Annotated in this window: 15 protein-coding genes; 8 read left to right on the forward strand and 7 right to left on the reverse strand. The window is 53.0% G+C overall.

The window, feature by feature from the left end:
* Positions 1-86: 86 nt before the first annotated feature.
* A complete protein-coding gene (gene yeaG, locus ABVN36_RS07015; RefSeq protein WP_001518010.1) occupies positions 87-2,021 on the reverse strand; it encodes a protein kinase YeaG in 1,935 nt (644 codons plus the stop codon).
* Positions 2,022-2,446: 425 nt separating this feature from the next.
* On the opposite strand from yeaG, the gene ABVN36_RS07020 reads away from it, so the two are divergent.
* The 3 genes from ABVN36_RS07020 (at position 2,447) to ABVN36_RS07030 (ending at position 5,633) form a co-directional block, all read left to right on the forward strand.
* Positions 2,447-3,193 (forward strand): MipA/OmpV family protein, encoded by a 747-nt coding sequence (locus tag ABVN36_RS07020; protein WP_000163762.1) that lies wholly within the window; start codon positions 2,447-2,449, stop codon positions 3,191-3,193.
* 289 nt (positions 3,194-3,482) lie between these two features.
* A complete protein-coding gene (locus ABVN36_RS07025) occupies positions 3,483-4,679 on the forward strand; it encodes an anaerobic sulfatase maturase (protein WP_023138648.1) in 1,197 nt (398 codons plus the stop codon).
* Positions 4,680-4,775: 96 nt separating this feature from the next.
* Complete coding sequence (locus ABVN36_RS07030; RefSeq protein WP_000843751.1) at positions 4,776-5,633, forward strand: aldo/keto reductase; 858 nt, start codon at positions 4,776-4,778, stop codon at positions 5,631-5,633.
* Positions 5,634-5,731: 98 nt separating this feature from the next.
* On the opposite strand, the gene ABVN36_RS07035 is transcribed toward ABVN36_RS07030, so the two are convergent.
* Entirely contained in the window at positions 5,732-6,616 is an 885-nt protein-coding gene (locus ABVN36_RS07035) for a D-hexose-6-phosphate mutarotase (RefSeq protein ID WP_023138649.1), read from the reverse strand.
* Between the two features lie 334 nt (positions 6,617-6,950).
* A complete protein-coding gene (gapA, locus tag ABVN36_RS07040; protein ID WP_000153505.1) occupies positions 6,951-7,946 on the reverse strand; it encodes a glyceraldehyde-3-phosphate dehydrogenase in 996 nt (331 codons plus the stop codon).
* Between the two features lie 341 nt (positions 7,947-8,287).
* Here gapA and msrB point away from each other — a divergent pair, with 341 nt between their 5' ends.
* Both msrB and ABVN36_RS07050 read left to right on the forward strand, forming a co-directional pair.
* Positions 8,288-8,701 carry a peptide-methionine (R)-S-oxide reductase MsrB gene (gene msrB / locus ABVN36_RS07045; protein WP_001519539.1) on the forward strand — a complete coding sequence of 138 codons (414 nt, stop codon included), beginning with the start codon at positions 8,288-8,290 and terminating at the stop codon, positions 8,699-8,701.
* Positions 8,702-8,742: 41 nt separating this feature from the next.
* Positions 8,743-9,021, forward strand: coding sequence for a YeaC family protein (locus ABVN36_RS07050; RefSeq protein WP_001046864.1), 279 nt, complete (start codon positions 8,743-8,745; stop codon positions 9,019-9,021).
* 350 nt (positions 9,022-9,371) lie between these two features.
* On the opposite strand, the gene pncA is transcribed toward ABVN36_RS07050, so the two are convergent.
* From pncA to sppA, 3 genes are all read right to left on the reverse strand, one after another.
* Positions 9,372-10,028 (reverse strand): bifunctional nicotinamidase/pyrazinamidase, encoded by a 657-nt coding sequence (gene pncA, locus ABVN36_RS07055; protein ID WP_023138650.1) that lies wholly within the window; start codon positions 10,026-10,028, stop codon positions 9,372-9,374.
* A gap of 26 nt (positions 10,029-10,054) precedes the next feature.
* Positions 10,055-11,071, reverse strand: a complete 1,017-nt coding sequence (gene ansA / locus ABVN36_RS07060; RefSeq protein WP_001170141.1) for an asparaginase — start codon at positions 11,069-11,071, stop codon at positions 10,055-10,057.
* Positions 11,072-11,166: 95 nt separating this feature from the next.
* On the reverse strand, positions 11,167-13,023 hold the full coding sequence (gene sppA / locus ABVN36_RS07065; protein ID WP_001259884.1) for a signal peptide peptidase SppA: 1,857 nt from the start codon (positions 13,021-13,023) through the stop codon (positions 11,167-11,169).
* A gap of 173 nt (positions 13,024-13,196) precedes the next feature.
* Between sppA and ABVN36_RS07070 the strand changes: the two genes are divergently transcribed.
* The 3 genes from ABVN36_RS07070 to topB all read left to right on the forward strand — a co-directional run bounded on the left by ABVN36_RS07070 (position 13,197) and on the right by topB (position 16,863).
* Positions 13,197-13,748, forward strand: a complete 552-nt coding sequence (locus ABVN36_RS07070) for an NAD(P)H nitroreductase (RefSeq protein ID WP_000339313.1) — start codon at positions 13,197-13,199, stop codon at positions 13,746-13,748.
* 117 nt (positions 13,749-13,865) lie between these two features.
* The gene (gene selD / locus ABVN36_RS07075; RefSeq protein WP_001294888.1) at positions 13,866-14,909 is read left to right on the forward strand and encodes a selenide, water dikinase SelD; all 1,044 of its coding nucleotides are present in this window, start codon (positions 13,866-13,868) and stop codon (positions 14,907-14,909) included.
* Positions 14,910-14,913: 4 nt separating this feature from the next.
* On the forward strand, positions 14,914-16,863 hold the full coding sequence (topB, locus tag ABVN36_RS07080; protein ID WP_001235873.1) for a DNA topoisomerase III: 1,950 nt from the start codon (positions 14,914-14,916) through the stop codon (positions 16,861-16,863).
* 29 nt (positions 16,864-16,892) lie between these two features.
* On the opposite strand, the gene gdhA is transcribed toward topB, so the two are convergent.
* Positions 16,893-18,236: an NADP-specific glutamate dehydrogenase gene (gene gdhA, locus ABVN36_RS07085; RefSeq protein WP_000372865.1), complete on the reverse strand. Its 1,344-nt coding sequence runs from the start codon at positions 18,234-18,236 to the stop codon at positions 16,893-16,895.
* Positions 18,237-18,260: the final 24 nt, after the last annotated feature.

The raw sequence follows: 18,260 nt of genomic DNA on the forward strand, positions 1-18,260 counted from the left end.
CAGTGCCGGATAGCGCTAATGCTTAGCCAGTCTACAGAACATTACTTTGTAGGCCCGGTAAGCGCAAGCGCCACCGGGCATTAACATCACGACGATTTACGCACGCGCAGGTACCACTCGCACAGCAAACGAACCTGCTTACGGGTATACCCTTTTTCCATCATCCGATCGACAAAGTCGTCATGCTTTTTCTGCTCGTCAGTCGACGTTTTGGCGTTAAAAGAAATGACCGGCAACAGCTCTTCAGTATTAGAGAACATTTTTTTCTCAATCACCGTGCGCAGCTTCTCGTAACTGGTCCAGTTTGGATTACGGCCGCTATTGTTGGCTCTGGCGCGCAGGACAAAGTTTACTATCTCATTACGGAAATCTTTCGGGTTACTGATACCCGCTGGTTTTTCAATTTTTTCCAGTTCGGCGTTCAGCGACTCGCGATCGAACAGTTGACCGGTATCCGGGTCGCGATACTCCTGATCCTGAATCCAGAAATCCGCATAAGTCACGTAACGATCAAAAATGTTCTGCCCGTACTCAGAGTAAGATTCGAGATAGGCCGTCTGGATCTCCTTGCCGATAAATTCGGCGTATTTCGGGATCAGGTAGCCTTTCAGGAACTCCAGATAACGCTCAGCTTGCTCCTGCGGGAACTGCTCGCGCTCGATTTGTTGTTCCAGAACGTAGAACAGATGTACCGGGTTTGCCGCCACTTCCGCATGGTCGAAGTTGAATACGCGGGAGAGGATCTTAAAGGCGAATCGGGTGGAGAGACCGTTCATCCCTTCATCCACGCCCGCATAGTCGCGATACTCCTGGTACGATTTAGCTTTGGGGTCGGTATCTTTCAGGCTTTCACCGTCATAAACGCGCATTTTCGAGTAAATACTGGAATTTTCCGGCTCTTTCAGGCGGGAAAGAATCGAGAAGCGCGAAAGCGTTTCCAATGTGCCCGGCGCGCAGGGCGCATGAGCCAGCTCGCTATGATTAAGTAGTTTCTCGTAGATTTTGATCTCTTCGGAGATTCGCAGGCAATAAGGCACCTTCACAATATAGACACGGTCGAGGAACGCTTCGTTATTTTTATTGTTACGGAAAGTCACCCATTCAGATTCGTTTGAGTGGGCAAGTATGATGCCATTAAAGGGCAGGGCGGAAATACCTTCCGTACCATTGTAGTTACCTTCCTGAGTTGCGGTCAGCAAGGGGTGCAGCACCTTAATAGGCGCTTTAAACATCTCGACGAACTCCATGATCCCCTGGTTAGCGCGGCATAGCGCGCCAGAGTAACCATACGCATCCGGATCGTTCTGGGCGTGATGTTCGAGTTTACGAATATCCACCTTGCCGACCAGCGCCGAAATATCCTGGTTGTTTTCATCGCCGGGTTCCGTTTTGGCGATGGCAATCTGCTCCAGAATGGAGGGCCAGACTTTCACCACGCGGAATTTAGTAATATCGCCGCCAAACTCATGCAGGCGTTTGGCCGCCCACGGGGACATAATCGTACCGAGATAGCGGCGCGGAATACCGTACTCTTTTTCCAGAATCTGCGCGTCTTCCTGCGGATTAAACAGGCATAACGGATGATCGTTGACCGGACTACGCTCGCCGTTGGCGCTTAAAACATAAATTGGCACGCGCTGCATTAGCGATTTCAGCCGTTCAGCGAGCGATGATTTGCCACCCCCCACAGGTCCCAGCAAATAGAGAATTTGCTTCTTCTCTTCCAGCCCTTGCGCCGCATGTTTCAGATAAGAGACAATCTGTTCAATCGCGTCTTCCATGCCGTAAAACTCTTCAAACGCAGGATAGCGAGCAATAACCCGGTTGGAGAAGAGTCGGGAAAGTCGGGGTTCCTGGGCAGTGTCGACCATATTAGGCTCGCCGATAGCCATTAATAGCCGCTCTGCCGCGTTGGCATAAGCACTGCGATCTTGCCGACAAATGGTAAGAAAATCCTGCAGTGTGAACTCTTCGTCCTTGGCAGCTTCGTAACGCTGGCGATAGTGATCGAATATATTCATGATATGCCATCCTTTCGTTTTTTCGCACATGTTAAGAGCCGTTCATATGAATAGTAGAGGCTCCCGGAAGAGGTAGACTGAACGCCGTCTCTGCTAAGAAAAAAAAGCAACTCTCATGCCATTTTATTGGTCAGAAGATCAACGTGTCCGGTGATACACCTTCTTAACATTAAGCGTAGATGGCATTTGCAAAACTTGCCTGTACGCGTCAGTGGATTTCGATGACATATCAATAACTCATCAGGTAGAAAAGGCTGGTGGATATCAGAAAAAGCGTTCCCGGTCACATAACGATCATCAGCCGATCATCTGAAAATAATCGGTGGTGGTGATATTAAACGGTTACATTGTGTAAAATAGTTGGGCTTACAGGTATTGGCGGTTACACTTTTGCCGCAGAACATTTGAATAAGGAATTATGGATTGTGACCAAACTTAAACTTCTGGCTCTTGGCGTGTTTATTGCAACATCCGCCAGCGTCGCGCACGCTGAAAGCAACCTGACGTTGGGCGCAGGCGTTGGTGTGGTTGAACACCCTTATAAAGATTACGATAGCGATGTTTATCCGATACCGGTCATCGCTTATGAAAGCGAAAACTTCTGGTTCCGTGGTCTGGGCGGCGGGTACTACTTGTGGAATGACAATGCCGATAAGTTGTCAATCATGGCATACTGGTCCCCGATGTACTTCAAACCGGGCGACAGCGATGACCATCAGTTGCGTCGTCTGGACAGGCGTAAAAGTACTATGATGGCGGGCGTTTCTTACGCGCACCACACCCAGTATGGATTCCTGCGTACCTCACTGGCAGGGGATACGTTGGATAACAGTAACGGTATTGTCTGGGATCTGGCCTGGCTGTATCGGTATACCAATGGCGGGCTGACCTTAACGCCAGGTATCGGGGTTGAATGGAATAGCGAGAACCAGAACGATTACTATTACGGCGTATCACGTAAAGAATCTTCGCGTAGCGGCCTGCGCGGCTATAACCCGAACGATAGCTGGAACCCGTATCTTGAACTGAGCGCTAACTATAATTTCGCCGGTAACTGGAGCGTATATGGTACTGCGCGCTACACCCGCCTGTCGGATGAAATTACCGACAGCCCGATGGTGGATAAATCCTGGACCGGTATCCTTTCTACTGGCGTGACCTATAGATTCTGATTGATTGAATTTGCCGGAAAAACCACGACAAAGCCTGCGTTATGCGGGCTTTGTGCTGTCTGAAACGCGAACATGACGGCTTGCATAAATGCGCTGTTGACCGGGTATGGCGCAGCCTTATGTGATTTATACTTTGTTACATCAATTTAAAAAACTAGCCTTTTATATGAAAAATCCAGGTGATTACAACTGCGCTAACAATTAGCGTAATAATTGTTGCAATGCTGGCTGATATCGCCCTGTCACGTCCCGCTTATGCTATACCCATTCTTCACAGCGAGTAAGACGAATGAGCATAGTATTCGATACCGTAGCCAAGCCCAGCGGCAGTCTGTGTAACTTATCCTGCAAGTACTGTTTCTATCTTGATAAACCCCGGGGCCAGCGCGTCATGTCTGACGATGTGCTGGAGACGTATATCCGCCGGGTAATTGATGATACGCCATCATCAGAGGTCTCGTTTTGTTGGCAGGGGGGAGAGCCGACGCTATGCGGTCTTTCTTTTTATCAAAAAGTGGTGTGCTTGCAGCAACGCTATGCCAACGGCAAAACTATTTACAACAGTCTGCAAACCAATGGCGTATTAATCAATGAAGAGTGGGCGGCTTTCTTTGCGCAGCACCAGTTCCTGATTGGTATATCGATTGATGGGCCGCAAGTCGTTCATGATAATTACCGGAGAACGCCGTCAGGGCGGGCGTCTTTTTCCCGAGTCGTTAATGCTATCCGCCTTCTGCAGGCAAATGATGTCGAGTTCAATACGCTCACTGTCGTGAATGATGCATCATGCCGCCATGGCAACGCTATTTATCATTTTTTGACGCAGGAACTGGAAAGTAAACACCTGCAATTTATTCCCATTGTTGAGCCGCTCGCGCAAAAAGCGCAGCGTTCTTTGACGTTATCTGACAATGAAGATTCGCCTTCGCTGATGCCCTTTTCCGTCACGCCTGAAGGGTGGGGCGCCTTTATGTGCGATGTTTTTGATCAATGGATACGTCACGATGTCGGACGCATATTCGTACAGCTTTTTGACAACTTACTTGGCGTCTGGATGGGGGAGCCCGCCACGCTTTGTACGATGCAGTCGACCTGCGGACAAAGTTTGCTGGTGGAGCAGAATGGCGACGTGTTTAGCTGTGACCATTTTGTTTTTCCCGCCTATAAACTGGGCAATCTGCAGCAACACTCTTTAGAAGAAATGGCGGCCTCTCCTTTTCAGCAGCAGTTTGGCGCGGCTAAAGCAAACCTTTCCTCACGCTGCCAGAACTGTACGTGGCGCTTTGCCTGTCACGGCGGTTGTCCGAAACATCGAATTTGCATAAACGGCGGCGAACGGCAAAATTATCTCTGTAAAGGATATCTGGAGTTCTTTCAACATGTGACGCCCTATATGAATGTGATGCGTCAATTATTACTGAATCAGCGACCCGCCGCGCATATTACCCGCATCGTCGACATGATTGCGGATGACGTTCGTCAGTGACAAGAAAATCGCCCCCTTGCGCGGTATGATGCCGGACATTACCGTAGGGGCTAAGAGTCCTGTATTGTTTTACCGTCGAGTGACATTGAAAAGGAAATGAAATCAGTGAAAAACGTAACGTTTTGCGGGCAGGTGACGCTTCCTGCCATCGGACAGGGAACATGGTATATGGGCGAGCGCGCGGATCAACGTCAGCGCGAGGTTTCGGCGCTGCGCGCGGGGCTGGATTTGGGGTTACGCCTTATTGATACGGCGGAAATGTATGCCGACGGCGGGGCGGAAAAGGTCGTGGGCGAGGCGTTAGCAGGGCGACGCGATGAGGCATTTCTGGTGTCAAAAGTGTACCCGTGGAACGCTGGTGGCCAGAAGATAGTTGCCGCCTGTGAGGAAAGCCTGCGTCGTCTGAAAACAGATTATCTCGATCTCTATCTATTGCACTGGGCCGGAAGCTTTTCATTCGAAGAGACCGTTGAAGGTATGGAGCGGCTAATCGCGCAGGGGAAAATTCGCCGTTGGGGAGTCTCTAATCTTGATTATGACGATATGCAGGCGCTGTGGCGCATTCCTGGGGGACAGCAATGCGCGACAAATCAGGTGCTCTATCATCTGGCGTCACGTGGTATTGAGTATGATTTATTGCCGTGGTGTCAACAACAGCGAATGCCAGTGATGGCCTATAGCCCGCTGGCGCAGGCTGGCCGGTTACGTAGCGGTTTACTGAATCATCCAGTGGTGAATGAAATTGCGCAAGCGCATAACGCTACGGCGGCGCAAATCTTACTGACGTGGGTGATTGCGCATCCGGGCGTGATGGCGATCCCGAAAGCCGGAAGTACAGAACACGTGAAGCAAAATGCGGCGGCGCTTGAGATCGCCTTGTCAGCAAACGAACTTGCCTTACTGGACAACGCCTGGCCTGCGCCAAAAGGGAAAACCGCGTTGGATATGGTGTGACGCCGGATAAAATGTGTAAGCGCCGCCATCCGGCAAGTCATACCTGATGGCGGCTGACGCCTTCCAGAGTCTATAGCAACGCCGTTATCCATTCACTTTTAGCGTTTAGCGACGCAGATAGTCTGCGCCAGACGAGAGGGTTTTTCTTCTGTGGCTTGTTGCGGCGCAGTAGCGTAAACCGTTTCAACGCAGACAAACGTTTTATAGCCGTCATCCGGCATGTCGCCCATGCTAACGGACAACGCCGGGCCAGGGTTCCAGCCTACGACGTTAAGGTGATGGTGGTGGACCACATCAATCGTGCGGTTTAATGTCGCATCGTGGATCACGCTACATGCTTCAGGATTGAGGTAAACGCGATCGGTACGGTCCGGAAAGGTTTGTATACCGTCGGCCAGGACATCTTCTTTAGCGTCGTTAACTTTATCAATAAACCGATCGCCGAGTCCGCTGACCTTAACGTTGGCGATGTTGCCAACGTTAAAATAGCTGTGGAGCGCGGATGTGGTTGCAAATTCGCCATGCGCTTCCAGTTCAATTTCACAGGTTTTACCCACTTTAAAACGTGCCAGCAGCGTGAAATCGTGCGGCCAGTATTTCCGGGTGACCTCACTGCTTTGCAGCTCAAATGTCAGCATTACGCCATTATCATCTTCATTATGCGCTTTTAGCGCCCACGGAAGATTACGCGCAAAGCCGTGTGACGGCAGACCCTGTTGAGCCGCAGGTCCAAACCAGGGCCAGCAGATCGGTACGCCGCCGCGTAGCGCCACGCCGGTTTTGAAAGGCGTATTATTACTGAGCCACAATACCTCTTCCTCGCCAACGGGTTTCCAGGAGAGAAGGTGCGCGCCCTGTAATGCAAAAGAGGCTTTCACCTGCGGATGGTCAACGACGATCAGATCCAGGTCATCAAGCTGACGACGGGAAAGGACAGGGGTAAGCTGTTCGATAACCGGGAGGGCAAAAATTTTATTAATCATTACGCAATCCTCTTAACCCTAAATAATTCGAGTTGCATGACAAGGCGCTTGTGCCTTGACCAGTGCTTGCGCTGGCCCGTAGAGGCGAGGCCGCAGGCCGAGTAACGCGGCAAGTGAACGACAAATTCATCGGGAACGAATTTGAACAACCGTAGGTCATCTCCGGCCAGGGACATGGACATCCCTGATTCATCCCGATAAGTTCGACTTCCGTCAGTGATTCGGGTGAGAAAGCATAGCCAACACACCTGCAACTTGAAGTATGACGGGTATATCTTTAAGCAAAAAAAAGAGCGACCTGAGTCGCTCTTACCAATGACTGTGTCATCTCAACTTATTTGGAGATGTGAGCAATCAGGTCCAGTACTTTGTTGGAGTAACCGGTTTCGTTATCGTACCAGGAGACCAGTTTCACGAAGTTGTCGTTCAGCGCGATGCCTGCTTTAGCATCGAACACGGAAGTGCATACTTCGCCGTTGAAATCGGTAGATACAACGTCGTCTTCGGTGTAACCCAGAACGCCTTTCATTTCGCCTTCGGCAGCAGCTTTAACAGCAGCTTTGATCTGCTCGTAGGTAGCCGCTTTTTCCAGACGAACGGTCAGGTCAACAACGGATACGTTCGGAGTAGGAACGCGGAACGCCATACCAGTCAGTTTGCCATTCAGTTCCGGCAGTACTTTACCTACCGCTTTAGCAGCGCCAGTAGAGGACGGGATGATGTTCTGAGATGCGCCGCGGCCGCCGCGCCAGTCTTTGTGAGACGGGCCATCAACGGTTTTCTGGGTTGCGGTAGTCGCGTGAACAGTAGTCATCAGACCTTCGATGATGCCGAAGTTGTCGTTGATAACTTTAGCCAGCGGCGCCAGGCAGTTGGTGGTGCAGGAAGCGTTGGAAACGATGTCCTGGCCTTCGTATTTGTCAAAGTTAGCGCCTTTAACAAACATTGGGGTGTTGTCTTTAGACGGACCCGTCAGAACCACTTTTTTCGCGCCAGCGGTGATGTGTTTACGCGCGGTTTCGTCAGTCAGGAAGATACCGGTAGCTTCAGCCACTACGTCAACACCAACTTCGTCCCATTTCAGGTTAGCCGGATCGCGTTCAGCGGTAACACGGATTTTTTTACCGTTAACGATCAGATGACCGTCTTTCACTTCAACAGTACCGTCGAAACGGCCGTGAGTGGAGTCATATTTCAGCATGTATGCCATGTACTCTGCGTCTAACAGGTCGTTGATTGCAACGATCTCGATGTCAGAACGTTTCTGAGCAGCACGGAAAACAATGCGACCGATACGGCCAAAACCGTTGATACCTACTTTGATAGTCATATATTCCACCAGCTATTTGTTAGTGAATAAAAGGTTGCCTGTAAAATTACAAAAACCTTACGCAGCGTCAAGCGGAATCGTGTCAATCATTGCGACAAATCAATCCTCTGCACAACCTTTGCGCGGCTGATTCGCCTCACTCTTCCTTTCGGCTTGAAACCACATGGGGGCGCCGCCCCGAATTTTAAAGGGCAACCGAGATAATAATGTGACATCAGTCACGATTCGTGAGCCGCCATTTCGCAATGATCAAGTTTAGAACAAAAGTTGGTACTGAGGTGTTAATGTTTTGTTAGAATCGGTCAGGCAATGTGAGCACGTTTAAAGTGAGATGTGAGCAAATGGCTAACCAACCTTCAGCAGAAGAACTCAAGAAAAAATTGTCCGAAATGCAATTCTATGTGACGCAGGATCGTGGCACAGAACCGCCATTTACCGGACGCCTGCTACATAATAAACGCGATGGGGTTTATCACTGCCTGGTCTGTGATACGCCGCTTTTTCACTCCCACACCAAATACGATTCAGGCTGCGGCTGGCCTAGCTTTTACCAGCCTGTCAGCGAAGAGGCGATTCGTTACATAGACGATTTTTCTCATGGCATGCAGCGTGTCGAAATTCGTTGCGGTAACTGCGATGCGCATCTCGGACACGTTTTCCCGGACGGGCCGCAGCCAACCGGTGAGCGCTATTGCGTTAACTCGGCCTCGCTGGCCTTTTCTGACGAGAAAAACGGCGATCAACTGAAAGGCTGAAAAAACGATTCAGCAAATTATTCCACAGGAGCGGACACATCATGAATCTTGATGAGATCATTAACAGCATGACGCCGGAAGTGTATCAACGTTTATCCACCGCCGTTGAGCTGGGTAAATGGCCGGATGGCGTGGCGTTGACGCCGGAACAGAAAGAAAACAGCCTGCAACTGGTGATGCTATGGCAGGCGCGGCACAATACCGAAGCGCAACATATGACGATCGATACTCACGGTCAGATGGTGATGAAAAGCAAGCAGCAGCTCAAAGCGGATTTCGGTATTACGTCAAAGCCGATTGCGACATTGAAAATGCAGTAACGGCAGCCAGATAAGAGGTAGCCGCCATCCGGCGGTTTCATTGCCGATGCGTTGTGCTTACCGGGCCTGCACATTGCTGTCAGGCACAGGCCCGCCATATTTTTACCCATTACGCTTAATGTCCAGCGAGTCCGCCAACTGTGTCGCTAACTGATTATTGTCATCGGTGCCTTATTCCCAGAACATTGCGCCAGCCAGCCCGCGCTTTTTAATCTGTTTTGTTAGAAGCGCTCTCCAGCCTGCGTTGAGCTTTGCCTGGTAGCGACGCTGACGTGACGTATCCGGCCCAAAGATCTATGCAATGGTCTCACCGTTGCGTGATGTAGTGACCGGATACGATACCTGCTCCGCTACCTGGCGACAGCCTGGCCCTGCGTCTCTTCCCAGTCTGCCAGCGTATACAGCGTCGCGCCTGCCGCCGCCATCTCCATAAACGCGTGTGCGCTATCCTGCGGGTGAATATTCACGCCGCGACAGCCATCGGTGATAACGTTAACGGTATAGCCCAACTCTAGCGCATCCAGCACCGTAAATTTTACGCAGTAATCGGTCGCCAACCCCATCACGATAAGCTCGGTAACGTCATGCTCGCGAAGCCAGGTATCAAGGGTAGTTTTCTGCCGATGTTCGTTGTCAAAAAACGCACTGTAGCTATCAATCAGCGGGTTTTCACCCTTATAGATGCAGGCGTCAATCGCATGTTGGTTAAGCAGGGGATGTAACGCCGCGCCGTCGGTATGTTGAACGCAGTGATCCGGCCAGAGCGTTTGCGGCAGCCCGTCCAACTCTCCCTGACTATAGGGTTCCGCCTGATGCTGGCTGGCGAAGCTGCCATGCTGCGCGGGATGCCAGTCCTGGCTGGCCAGCACCGGAATCTGCCGGGGCTGGCACCAGTCAATAAGAGCGTTGGCGATGTCGATGGTGCTGTCGCCTTCCGCTACAGCCAGCGCGCCGCCGGCGCAAAAGTCATTTTGCAAGTCGACCAGTAATAAGGCCCGGTTTGTCATTATCTTCTCCTTGTCGTCGGGATTTTTTAATCATCCGGCGTCAATTCACCACGCAAGTTTTGCGCCATCGCGCTACGAATCGCCTGAGTGTCCAGACCCTGGCTTAACAAATAATGCAGTTTGGTTAAGGTGGCTTCGACAGTCATATCGGCACCACCAATCACGCCAGCGTGCGCCAGTGCATTACCGGTAGCGTACCCGCCCATATTGACTCGCCCTGACATGCATTGCGTCAGGTTAACCACCACGATGCCGCGCGAACTGGCCTCTTTCAGCTCCTGTAAAAACGCTTTATTTTGCGGCGCGTTGCCTACGCCATAAGAGCGCAGAATCAGCGCTTTTACCGGCTGACGCAGAAAGTTACGTACTACCTCGGCGGAAATCCCCGGATAAATCGTCACTACGCCTATCGGCTGCGGCGTAATAGGGTGAACGATTAATTCACCAGAACCGTAGGGCGCGGGAGGCGTATTTAAACGGCGAATGTGAATTCCTGCTTCCAGCAAGGGCGGCAGATTAGGAGAGGCAAAAGCGTCAAAACCATCCGCATGTGCTTTGGTCGTGCGATTGCCGCGGAACAGACGATTATTAAAAAACAGCGTTACTTCATTAACAGGGTAGTTGGCGGCGACATAAAGCGCATTCAGCAAATTAATTTGCCCGTCGGAGCGCAGCTCAGCCAGCGGAATTTGTGACCCTGTCACAATAACTGGTTTACCCAGATTTTCCAGCATGAAAGAGAGCGCCGATGCGGTATACGCCATCGTGTCGGTGCCGTGCAGAATAACAAAACCGTCATACTCATCGTAGTGCGCTTTGATATCTTCAGCGATATGCTGCCAGTCTTCCGGCGTCATATCTGATGAATCCATCAGCGGGGCATATTCATGGATGGTAAAATCCGGCATCTCCGGGCGGTGGAATTCCGGCATCAGCGCCAGCTGACGCTGAAGGTGCCCGGACACCGGGATATACCCTTTATCTGAGCGCTGCATACCGATAGTACCGCCGGTATAGGCAACGTAAATTGATTTCTTTTGCATGATAATGTTCAGTCGTGTCGCGAAGGACGTATTAATGATTATCGGATGGCGGCTATGAGCAGACGCCGCCATCCGGTATGGCTATTGATGAAGCATTAGCGCACGTTCGCGCAAGTCAAACAGAACGCATAACGGTTTTGCGGATCGTTAAATGCCGCCAGTTTATCCCCCTCGGCCTTCACCGTGTTGGCGGCGGAAACGAGCGGCGCCGGGAGCATCGCCTGAATGGCCTCCGGCAGCATGGCGCGTACAGATCCGGTCATACTGTCCATGACCATATCAAGGACAGTCGGTTCGTCCTGATAGTAATCAAGATGCCACTGTTTCAGTTTCGCCAGCTCCGCCGCTTTGGCGACGGCGTCGTCAAAGTCGCCGAGACTGTCCACCAGACCATTGGCTTTCGCGTCTTCTCCGGTCCAGACATGGCCTTGAGCGATTTTGTCAATCTGCTCCGGCGTACGCTTACGCGCGTCTGCCACCAGCGTGATAAAGCGTTTGTAGCCGTACTCAATACTGAGTTGCATCATCTGCTGCACTTCCGGTGACAGCGCTTTGGTCATCGAAATATCCGCCAGCGGCGAGGTGGAAACGCCGTCGCTGTGTACGCCAATCGACGACAGGCTGTTTTCTACCGTATTGATGACGCCGAAGATGCCAATTGAACCCGTCAGCGTGCTGGGGCTGGCCACGATATAGTTTGCCGGCGTAGAGATCCAGTAACCGCCGGAGGCCGCCATACCGCCCATTGAGACCACCACCGGTTTGCCAGCCGCTCTTGCCGCCGCCAGTTCGGCGCGGATAACTTCGGAGGCGTTGACGCTACCGCCAGGGCTATTGACGCGCAGCACAATCGCTTTCACTTTAGGATCAAGACGTGCGTCGCGGATCTGCGATGCCGTAGTGTCGCCGCCGACATTCCCTGGCGTTTCTTCGCCATCCATAATCGCGCCATTGGCGAAAATAACCGCAATAGTACCGCCGGTATCCGCAGGCGTTTTCAGCGAATAATCGTAATAGCTGATCGCGCGATAGTTATTTTCGGTTTTGCTCCAGCCAAACTGCTTCGTCAGCGCTTTTTCAACATCTGCGCTGGAGGCGAGGGCGTCCACCAGTTTATGGTCGAGCGCATATTTGGCGGTGTCGCCGCCCACGCTGGTTAACCCGTCGATAATAGCCTGCGCGCCGGGGAACAGTTGTTGCGGCGAAATCTGGCGATTGGCAGAAACGGTATGCAGGTAGTTCTGCCACAGTTCGCCTATCCAGCGGCTGTCGGCCTCGCGGGCGGCGGGCGACATATCGTCGCGGATAAACGGCTCGACGGCGGATTTATAGGTGCCGACCCGGAAAACGTGGGTAGAGACTTTCAGTTTATCCAGCAGCGTTTTGTAGTACAGGCCATTCGTAGCGAAGCCGTGAAGATCTACCTGACCCTGTGGGGAAAGCCAAATTTTATTGGCGAAACTGGCGAGGTAATACTGACCCTGGCTGTAGTTTTCACCCACGGCGAAAACCGGTTTGCCGCTGTCGCGGAATTCGCGCAGCGCTTTACCGATATAGCGCATTGACGGCTGATCGGCGCCGGTGAAGTTTTTCAGATCCAGAACGATACCCGTGATGTTACGGTCATCTTTCGCCTGACGAATAGCGTTGACGATGTCAAACAGGGAGTTTTCCTGCAGACGGTCGGAGCTGGCGCCAAATAACTGGCGACCCAGCGCGCCCAGACGGTGATTGGTGGACGGTTTATCCACAATGACGCCGGAAATATCCAGCAGCAGAGCGCCGCGCGCCGTTTGCTCACTGTTGCTGCCGTTACCGATCTGCATCCAGATCCCAACGCCCACCAGAACCAAAAAAATAAAGAACAGGTTGAGTACCATTTCACGGACGAGGTTCAACACTCGCCACGTCCATTTAAAAAATCCGGCAATAAATCGCCACAGGGTTCGCATGTATTCTCCCTATCTGAGTAACAACGCTTATACCTTGGTGAGGATAAAGCATTAAGATGTGGCTATCGTAATGACCCATCAGGCAGTTGTCAGCAGGAATCACTGCCTGCGCTGTAACAAAATCCGCTCCCGTGTTAATTTTGTGAATAAATATCATTGCTGGAGTTAATCAAATGGATGCACTAGAACTGCTGGTCAACCGTCGTAGCGCCTCTCGTCTCGCAGAACCGGCGCCTGTCGGAGAGCAATTACAGAACATTCTGCGGGCGGGAATGCGTGTTCCCGATCATAAATCTCTACAGCCGTGGCGTTTTTTTGTGATTGAAGGAGAGGGGCGCGACCGCTTCAGCGCCGTGCTTGAACAAGGCGCTGTCGCTGCCGGGGGCGATGAGAAAGCGATCGAAAAAGCGCGTAATGCGCCGTTTCGCGCACCGCTGATCATTACCGTGGTGGCGAAATGCGAAGAAAACCATAAGGTTCCAGTGTGGGAGCAGGAGATGTCTGCCGGATGCGCGGTGATGGCGATGCAAATGGCGGCGATTGCGCAAGGGTTTAATGGTATCTGGCGTAGCGGCGCATTAACGGAGAGCGCTATCGTGCGGGAAGCCTTTGAGTGCCGCCCGCAGGATAAAATTGTTGGTTTTCTCTATCTCGGCACGCCGCAGCTCAAAGCGTCAACGACGATCAGTACCCCCGATCCCACGCCGTTTGTGCGTTATTTCTGACGCTGAGGGATAAAACTGTCTGGATTCTGAGCAAAGGCGCGGTAATTCAGACAGTGATACTTACCACATCAGGGAATGAGCGCTACCATAGCGCGAATGCAATGACAGGAGATGTCCATGAGCGAGCAAGCCATTCGTTTAACGCAATACAGCCACGGCGCTGGTTGCGGTTGTAAAATTTCCCCTAAAGTGCTGGAGACTATCCTGCATAGCGAGCAGGCGAAGTTCGTCGACCCGAACCTGCTGGTGGGTAATGAAACCCGCGATGATGCGGCGGTTTACGATCTGGGTAATGGCACCAGTATTATCAGCACCACCGACTTCTTTATGCCGATAGTCGACAACCCGTTTGATTTTGGCCGCATTGCGGCAACAAACGCCATCAGCGATATTTTTGCGATGGGCGGCAAACCGATTATGGCGATCGCGATCCTTGGCTGGCCGATTAATACCCTGTCGCCCGATATTGCGCGTGAAGTGACCGAGGGGGGGCGTTTTGCCTGCCGTCAGGCCGGTATCGCGCTGGCGGGCGGACACTCTATTGACGCCCCGGAGCCGATCTTTGGTCTCGCGGTCACAGGCGTAGTGCCGACCGAACGGGTGAAGAAAAACAGTACCGCGCAGGCGGGATGCAAACTCTTTCTGACCAAACCGTTGGGGATTGGCGTGTTGACCACCGCCGAGAAAAAATCGCTGCTTAAGCCTGAACATCAGGGGCTGGCGACGGAAGTCATGTGTCGGATGAACATTGCTGGCGCGGCGTTTGCCAATATCGACGGCGTAAAAGCTATGACTGACGTTACCGGTTTTGGCCTGCTGGGGCACCTGAGCGAGATGTGCCAGGGCGCAGGCGTGCAGGCGCTGCTTTGCTATCAGGACATCCCTAAACTGCCGGGCGTGGAAGAGTATATTGCTCTGGGCGCCGTACCGGGCGGCACAGAGCGCAACTTCGCCAGCTATGGTCATTTGATGGGCGACATGTCGCGTGAAGTTCGTAGCCTGCTGTGCGATCCGCAAACGTCAGGCGGTCTGTTGTTGGCGGTAACGCCGGACGCCGAAGACGATGTTAAAGCCACCGCGGCGGAATTTGGTATCGATCTGACCGCGATTGGCGAACTGGTCGAGGCCCGCGGCGGTCGCGCTATGGTTGAGATTCGTTAACCTGATGCGGTTGTTTATTGCCGAAAAACCGAGTCTGGGGCGCGCCATTGCGGATGTGCTGCCAAAACCGCACCGTAAAGGCGATGGTTTTATTGAGTGCGGAAACGGGCAGGTCGTCACCTGGTGTATTGGTCATTTGCTGGAACAGGCGCAGCCGGATGCGTATGACAGCCGTTATGCGCGCTGGAATCTGGCTGACCTGCCTATCGTGCCGGAAAAATGGCAGCTTCAGCCTCGTCCTTCCGTCACCAAACAGCTCAATGTGATTAAGCGCTTTTTGCATCAAGCCGGTGAAATTATTCACGCCGGCGACCCGGATCGCGAAGGACAGCTTCTGGTTGATGAAGTGCTGGATTATCTCCAGCTTCCTGCCGAAAAGCGCCAGCAGGTGCGGCGTTGTCTGATAAACGACCTTAACCCGCAGGCGGTCGAGCGTGCTATCGACAGGCTGCGGGCGAACAGCGACTTCGTGCCGCTGTGCGTCTCCGCGCTGGCGCGAGCGCGAGCGGACTGGCTGTATGGCATTAATATGACCCGCGCTTACACGATCCTGGGCCGGAATGCCGGCTATCAGGGCGTGTTATCCGTGGGACGCGTGCAGACGCCGGTACTGGGGCTGGTGGTGCGGCGAGACGAAGAGATTGAGAACTTCGTCGCCAAAGACTTCTTTGAAGTGAAGGCGCACATCGTTACGCCTGCCGACGAGCGTTTTACCGCTATCTGGCAGCCGAGCGAGGCGTGCGAACCTTATCAGGATGAAGAGGGGCGCTTGCTTCATCGTCCGCTGGCGGAGCATGTAGTGAACCGAATCAACGGTCAGCCCGCGCTGGTAACCAGTTATAATGATAAACGGGAATCAGAATCCGCGCCGCTGCCGTTTTCGCTCTCGACGCTACAGATTGAAGCCGCTAAACGCTTTGGCCTGAGCGCGCAAAACGTGCTTGATATTTGTCAGAAGCTATATGAAACCCACAAACTGATTACCTATCCGCGTTCCGACTGCCGTTATCTGCCGGAAGAACACTTTGCCGGACGGCAGGCGGTCATGAACGCGATTAGCGTCCACGCCCCGGATTTACTGCCGCAGTCTGTGGTTAATCCTGATACGCGCAATCGCTGCTGGGATGATAAAAAAGTGGATGCGCACCACGCGATTATCCCGACGGCGCGCAGTTCTTCTGTCCATCTGACGGAAAACGAAGCGAAAGTGTACACCCTGATTGCGCGTCAGTATCTGATGCAGTTCTGCCCGGACGCGGTGTTTCGTAAATGCGTTATTGAACTGGAAATCGCCAAAGGAAAATTTGTCGCCAAAGCGCGTTTTCTGGCGGAGGCCGGTTGGCGGACGTTACTGGGCAGTAAAGAGCGCGACGAGGAAAACGACGGTACGCCGCTGCCGGTTGTCGCCAAAGGTGATGAGTTGCTGTGTGAAAAGGGGGAAGTGGTCGAGCGCCAAACCCAGCCGCCGCGTCATTTCACCGATGCGACATTGCTTTCCGCGATGACCGGAATTGCCCGTTTCGTGCAGGATAAAGATCTGAAAAAGATCCTGCGCGCGACCGATGGGCTGGGGACGGAGGCCACGCGCGCCGGGATTATCGAACTGCTGTTCAAACGTAGCTTTCTGACCAAAAAAGGGCGCTACATTCATTCTACCGATGCTGGCAAAGCGTTAATACATTCGCTGCCGGAAATGGCGGCCCGTCCAGATATGACCGCGCACTGGGAATCTGTTTTGACGCAAATCAGCGAAAAACAGTGCCGTTACCAGGATTTTATGCAACCGCTGGTCGGCACGTTATATCAGCTGATCGATCAGGCTAAGCGCACGCCGGTGAAGCGCTTCAGAGGGATAGTCGCGCCAGGCGGCGGAGAAAAGAAAAAGAGCGCGCCGCGTAAGCGAGCGGGCAAAAAAAGCCCGCCTGCTGAGGAGACAGGCCGTCAGACCGAATAAGCGTAAAGCTATCTGGCCTGACGACGGGATTAAATGACGCCCTGCGCCAGCATGGCGTCGGCGACTTTCACGAAACCGGCGATGTTGGCGCCCTGAACGTAGTTGGTATGCTTATTATCGCCGCCGTACTCGACACAGGCGTGGTGGATATCCAGCATAATGTGATGCAGACGGGCGTCCACTTTCTCGGCTTTCCAGCTCAACCGCGCGGCGTTCTGCGCCATTTCCAGCCCCGATGTCGCCACGCCGCCCGCGTTGGCGGCTTTACCCGGCGCAAACAGTACGCCCGCCTCAAGGAAGAGATCGGTCGCTTCAATCGTGGTTGGCATATTTGCCCCTTCCGCCACGGCTTTTACGCCATTGGCAATCAGTACGCGCGCGGCGTCAACGTCCAGTTCGTTCTGCGTCGCGCATGGCAGGGCGATATCCACCGGTACGCTCCAGGGCTGCTGGCCTTCCAGATAGGTTAAGCCAAACTCACGGGCGTAGTCAGCGACGCGACCGTCACGGCTGGCTTTAATTTCACACAGACGCGCCAGCTTCTCTGGCGTGAAGCCACTTTCATCGACCACCGTCCCGCTCGAATCCGACGCGGTAACCACGCGTGCGCCAAAGGCCATCGCTTTCTCAATGGCGTATTGCGCGACGTTGCCGGAGCCGGACACGGCGACGCGCATCCCTTCGAAACCGAGACCATGACGTTTAAGCATCGCTTCGGTGAAGTAGACCAGGCCATAGCCCGTCGCCTCCGGGCGAATCAGGCTGCCGCCGAAGGAAAGCCCTTTGCCGGTGAAGACGCAGGCGCTGTTATTGGAAAGCTTGCGCATCATTCCCGCCATAAAGCCCACTTCGCGCCCGCCCACGCCGATATCCCCGGCAGGCACGTCGGTATCCGGCCCTAAATGGCGATATAGTTCAGTCATCAGCGCCTGGCAGAAACGCATCACTTCGCCTTCGCTTTTCCCTTTCGGATCGAAATCGCTGCCGCCTTTACCGCCGCCCATCGGCAACGTGGTGAGGGCATTTTTAAAGGTTTGCTCAAAGCCGAGGAACTTAAGGATGGAAAGGTTTACCGAAGGATGGAAGCGCATACCGCCTTTATAGGGGCCGATAGCAGAGTTGAACTGCACGCGCCAGGCGCGATTTACCTGCACCTGGTTTTTGTCGTCCAGCCACACTACGCGAAACTGAATTACGCGCTCTGGTTCAACCAAACGTTCCAGTAAAGACATGTGGCGGTAACGGGGGTTTTGTTCAAGAAACGGCCACAGGGTGGTCATGACTTCACGGACGGCTTGCGCGAACTCGGTTTGATGCGGGTCGCGCTTTTGTACATGGTTGAGGAACGATTCCAGAGAACATGTCTGATCCATAGATATAAAAACCTCTTATATATT

The sequence above is a fragment of the Salmonella sp. SJTUF15581 genome, assembly GCF_043356775.1.
In the GTDB taxonomy this organism is placed as follows: Bacteria; Pseudomonadota; Gammaproteobacteria; order Enterobacterales; family Enterobacteriaceae; genus Salmonella; species Salmonella enterica.

Coding starts and splice junctions, on each gene's coding strand:
- pncA (WP_023138650.1), bottom strand. CDS start 10,028: ATGACAAACCGGGCCTTATTACTGGTCGACTTGCAAAATGACTTTTGC.
- msrB (WP_001519539.1), top strand. CDS start 8,288: ATGGCTAACCAACCTTCAGCAGAAGAACTCAAGAAAAAATTGTCCGAA.
- sppA (WP_001259884.1), bottom strand. CDS start 13,023: ATGCGAACCCTGTGGCGATTTATTGCCGGATTTTTTAAATGGACGTGG.
- ABVN36_RS07050 (WP_001046864.1), top strand. CDS start 8,743: ATGAATCTTGATGAGATCATTAACAGCATGACGCCGGAAGTGTATCAA.
- yeaG (WP_001518010.1), bottom strand. CDS start 2,021: ATGAATATATTCGATCACTATCGCCAGCGTTACGAAGCTGCCAAGGAC.
- ABVN36_RS07030 (WP_000843751.1), top strand. CDS start 4,776: ATGAAATCAGTGAAAAACGTAACGTTTTGCGGGCAGGTGACGCTTCCT.
- gapA (WP_000153505.1), bottom strand. CDS start 7,946: ATGACTATCAAAGTAGGTATCAACGGTTTTGGCCGTATCGGTCGCATT.
- gdhA (WP_000372865.1), bottom strand. CDS start 18,236: ATGGATCAGACATGTTCTCTGGAATCGTTCCTCAACCATGTACAAAAG.
- ABVN36_RS07025 (WP_023138648.1), top strand. CDS start 3,483: ATGAGCATAGTATTCGATACCGTAGCCAAGCCCAGCGGCAGTCTGTGT.
- ABVN36_RS07070 (WP_000339313.1), top strand. CDS start 13,197: ATGGATGCACTAGAACTGCTGGTCAACCGTCGTAGCGCCTCTCGTCTC.
- selD (WP_001294888.1), top strand. CDS start 13,866: ATGAGCGAGCAAGCCATTCGTTTAACGCAATACAGCCACGGCGCTGGT.
- ansA (WP_001170141.1), bottom strand. CDS start 11,071: ATGCAAAAGAAATCAATTTACGTTGCCTATACCGGCGGTACTATCGGT.
- ABVN36_RS07035 (WP_023138649.1), bottom strand. CDS start 6,616: ATGATTAATAAAATTTTTGCCCTCCCGGTTATCGAACAGCTTACCCCT.
- topB (WP_001235873.1), top strand. CDS start 14,914: ATGCGGTTGTTTATTGCCGAAAAACCGAGTCTGGGGCGCGCCATTGCG.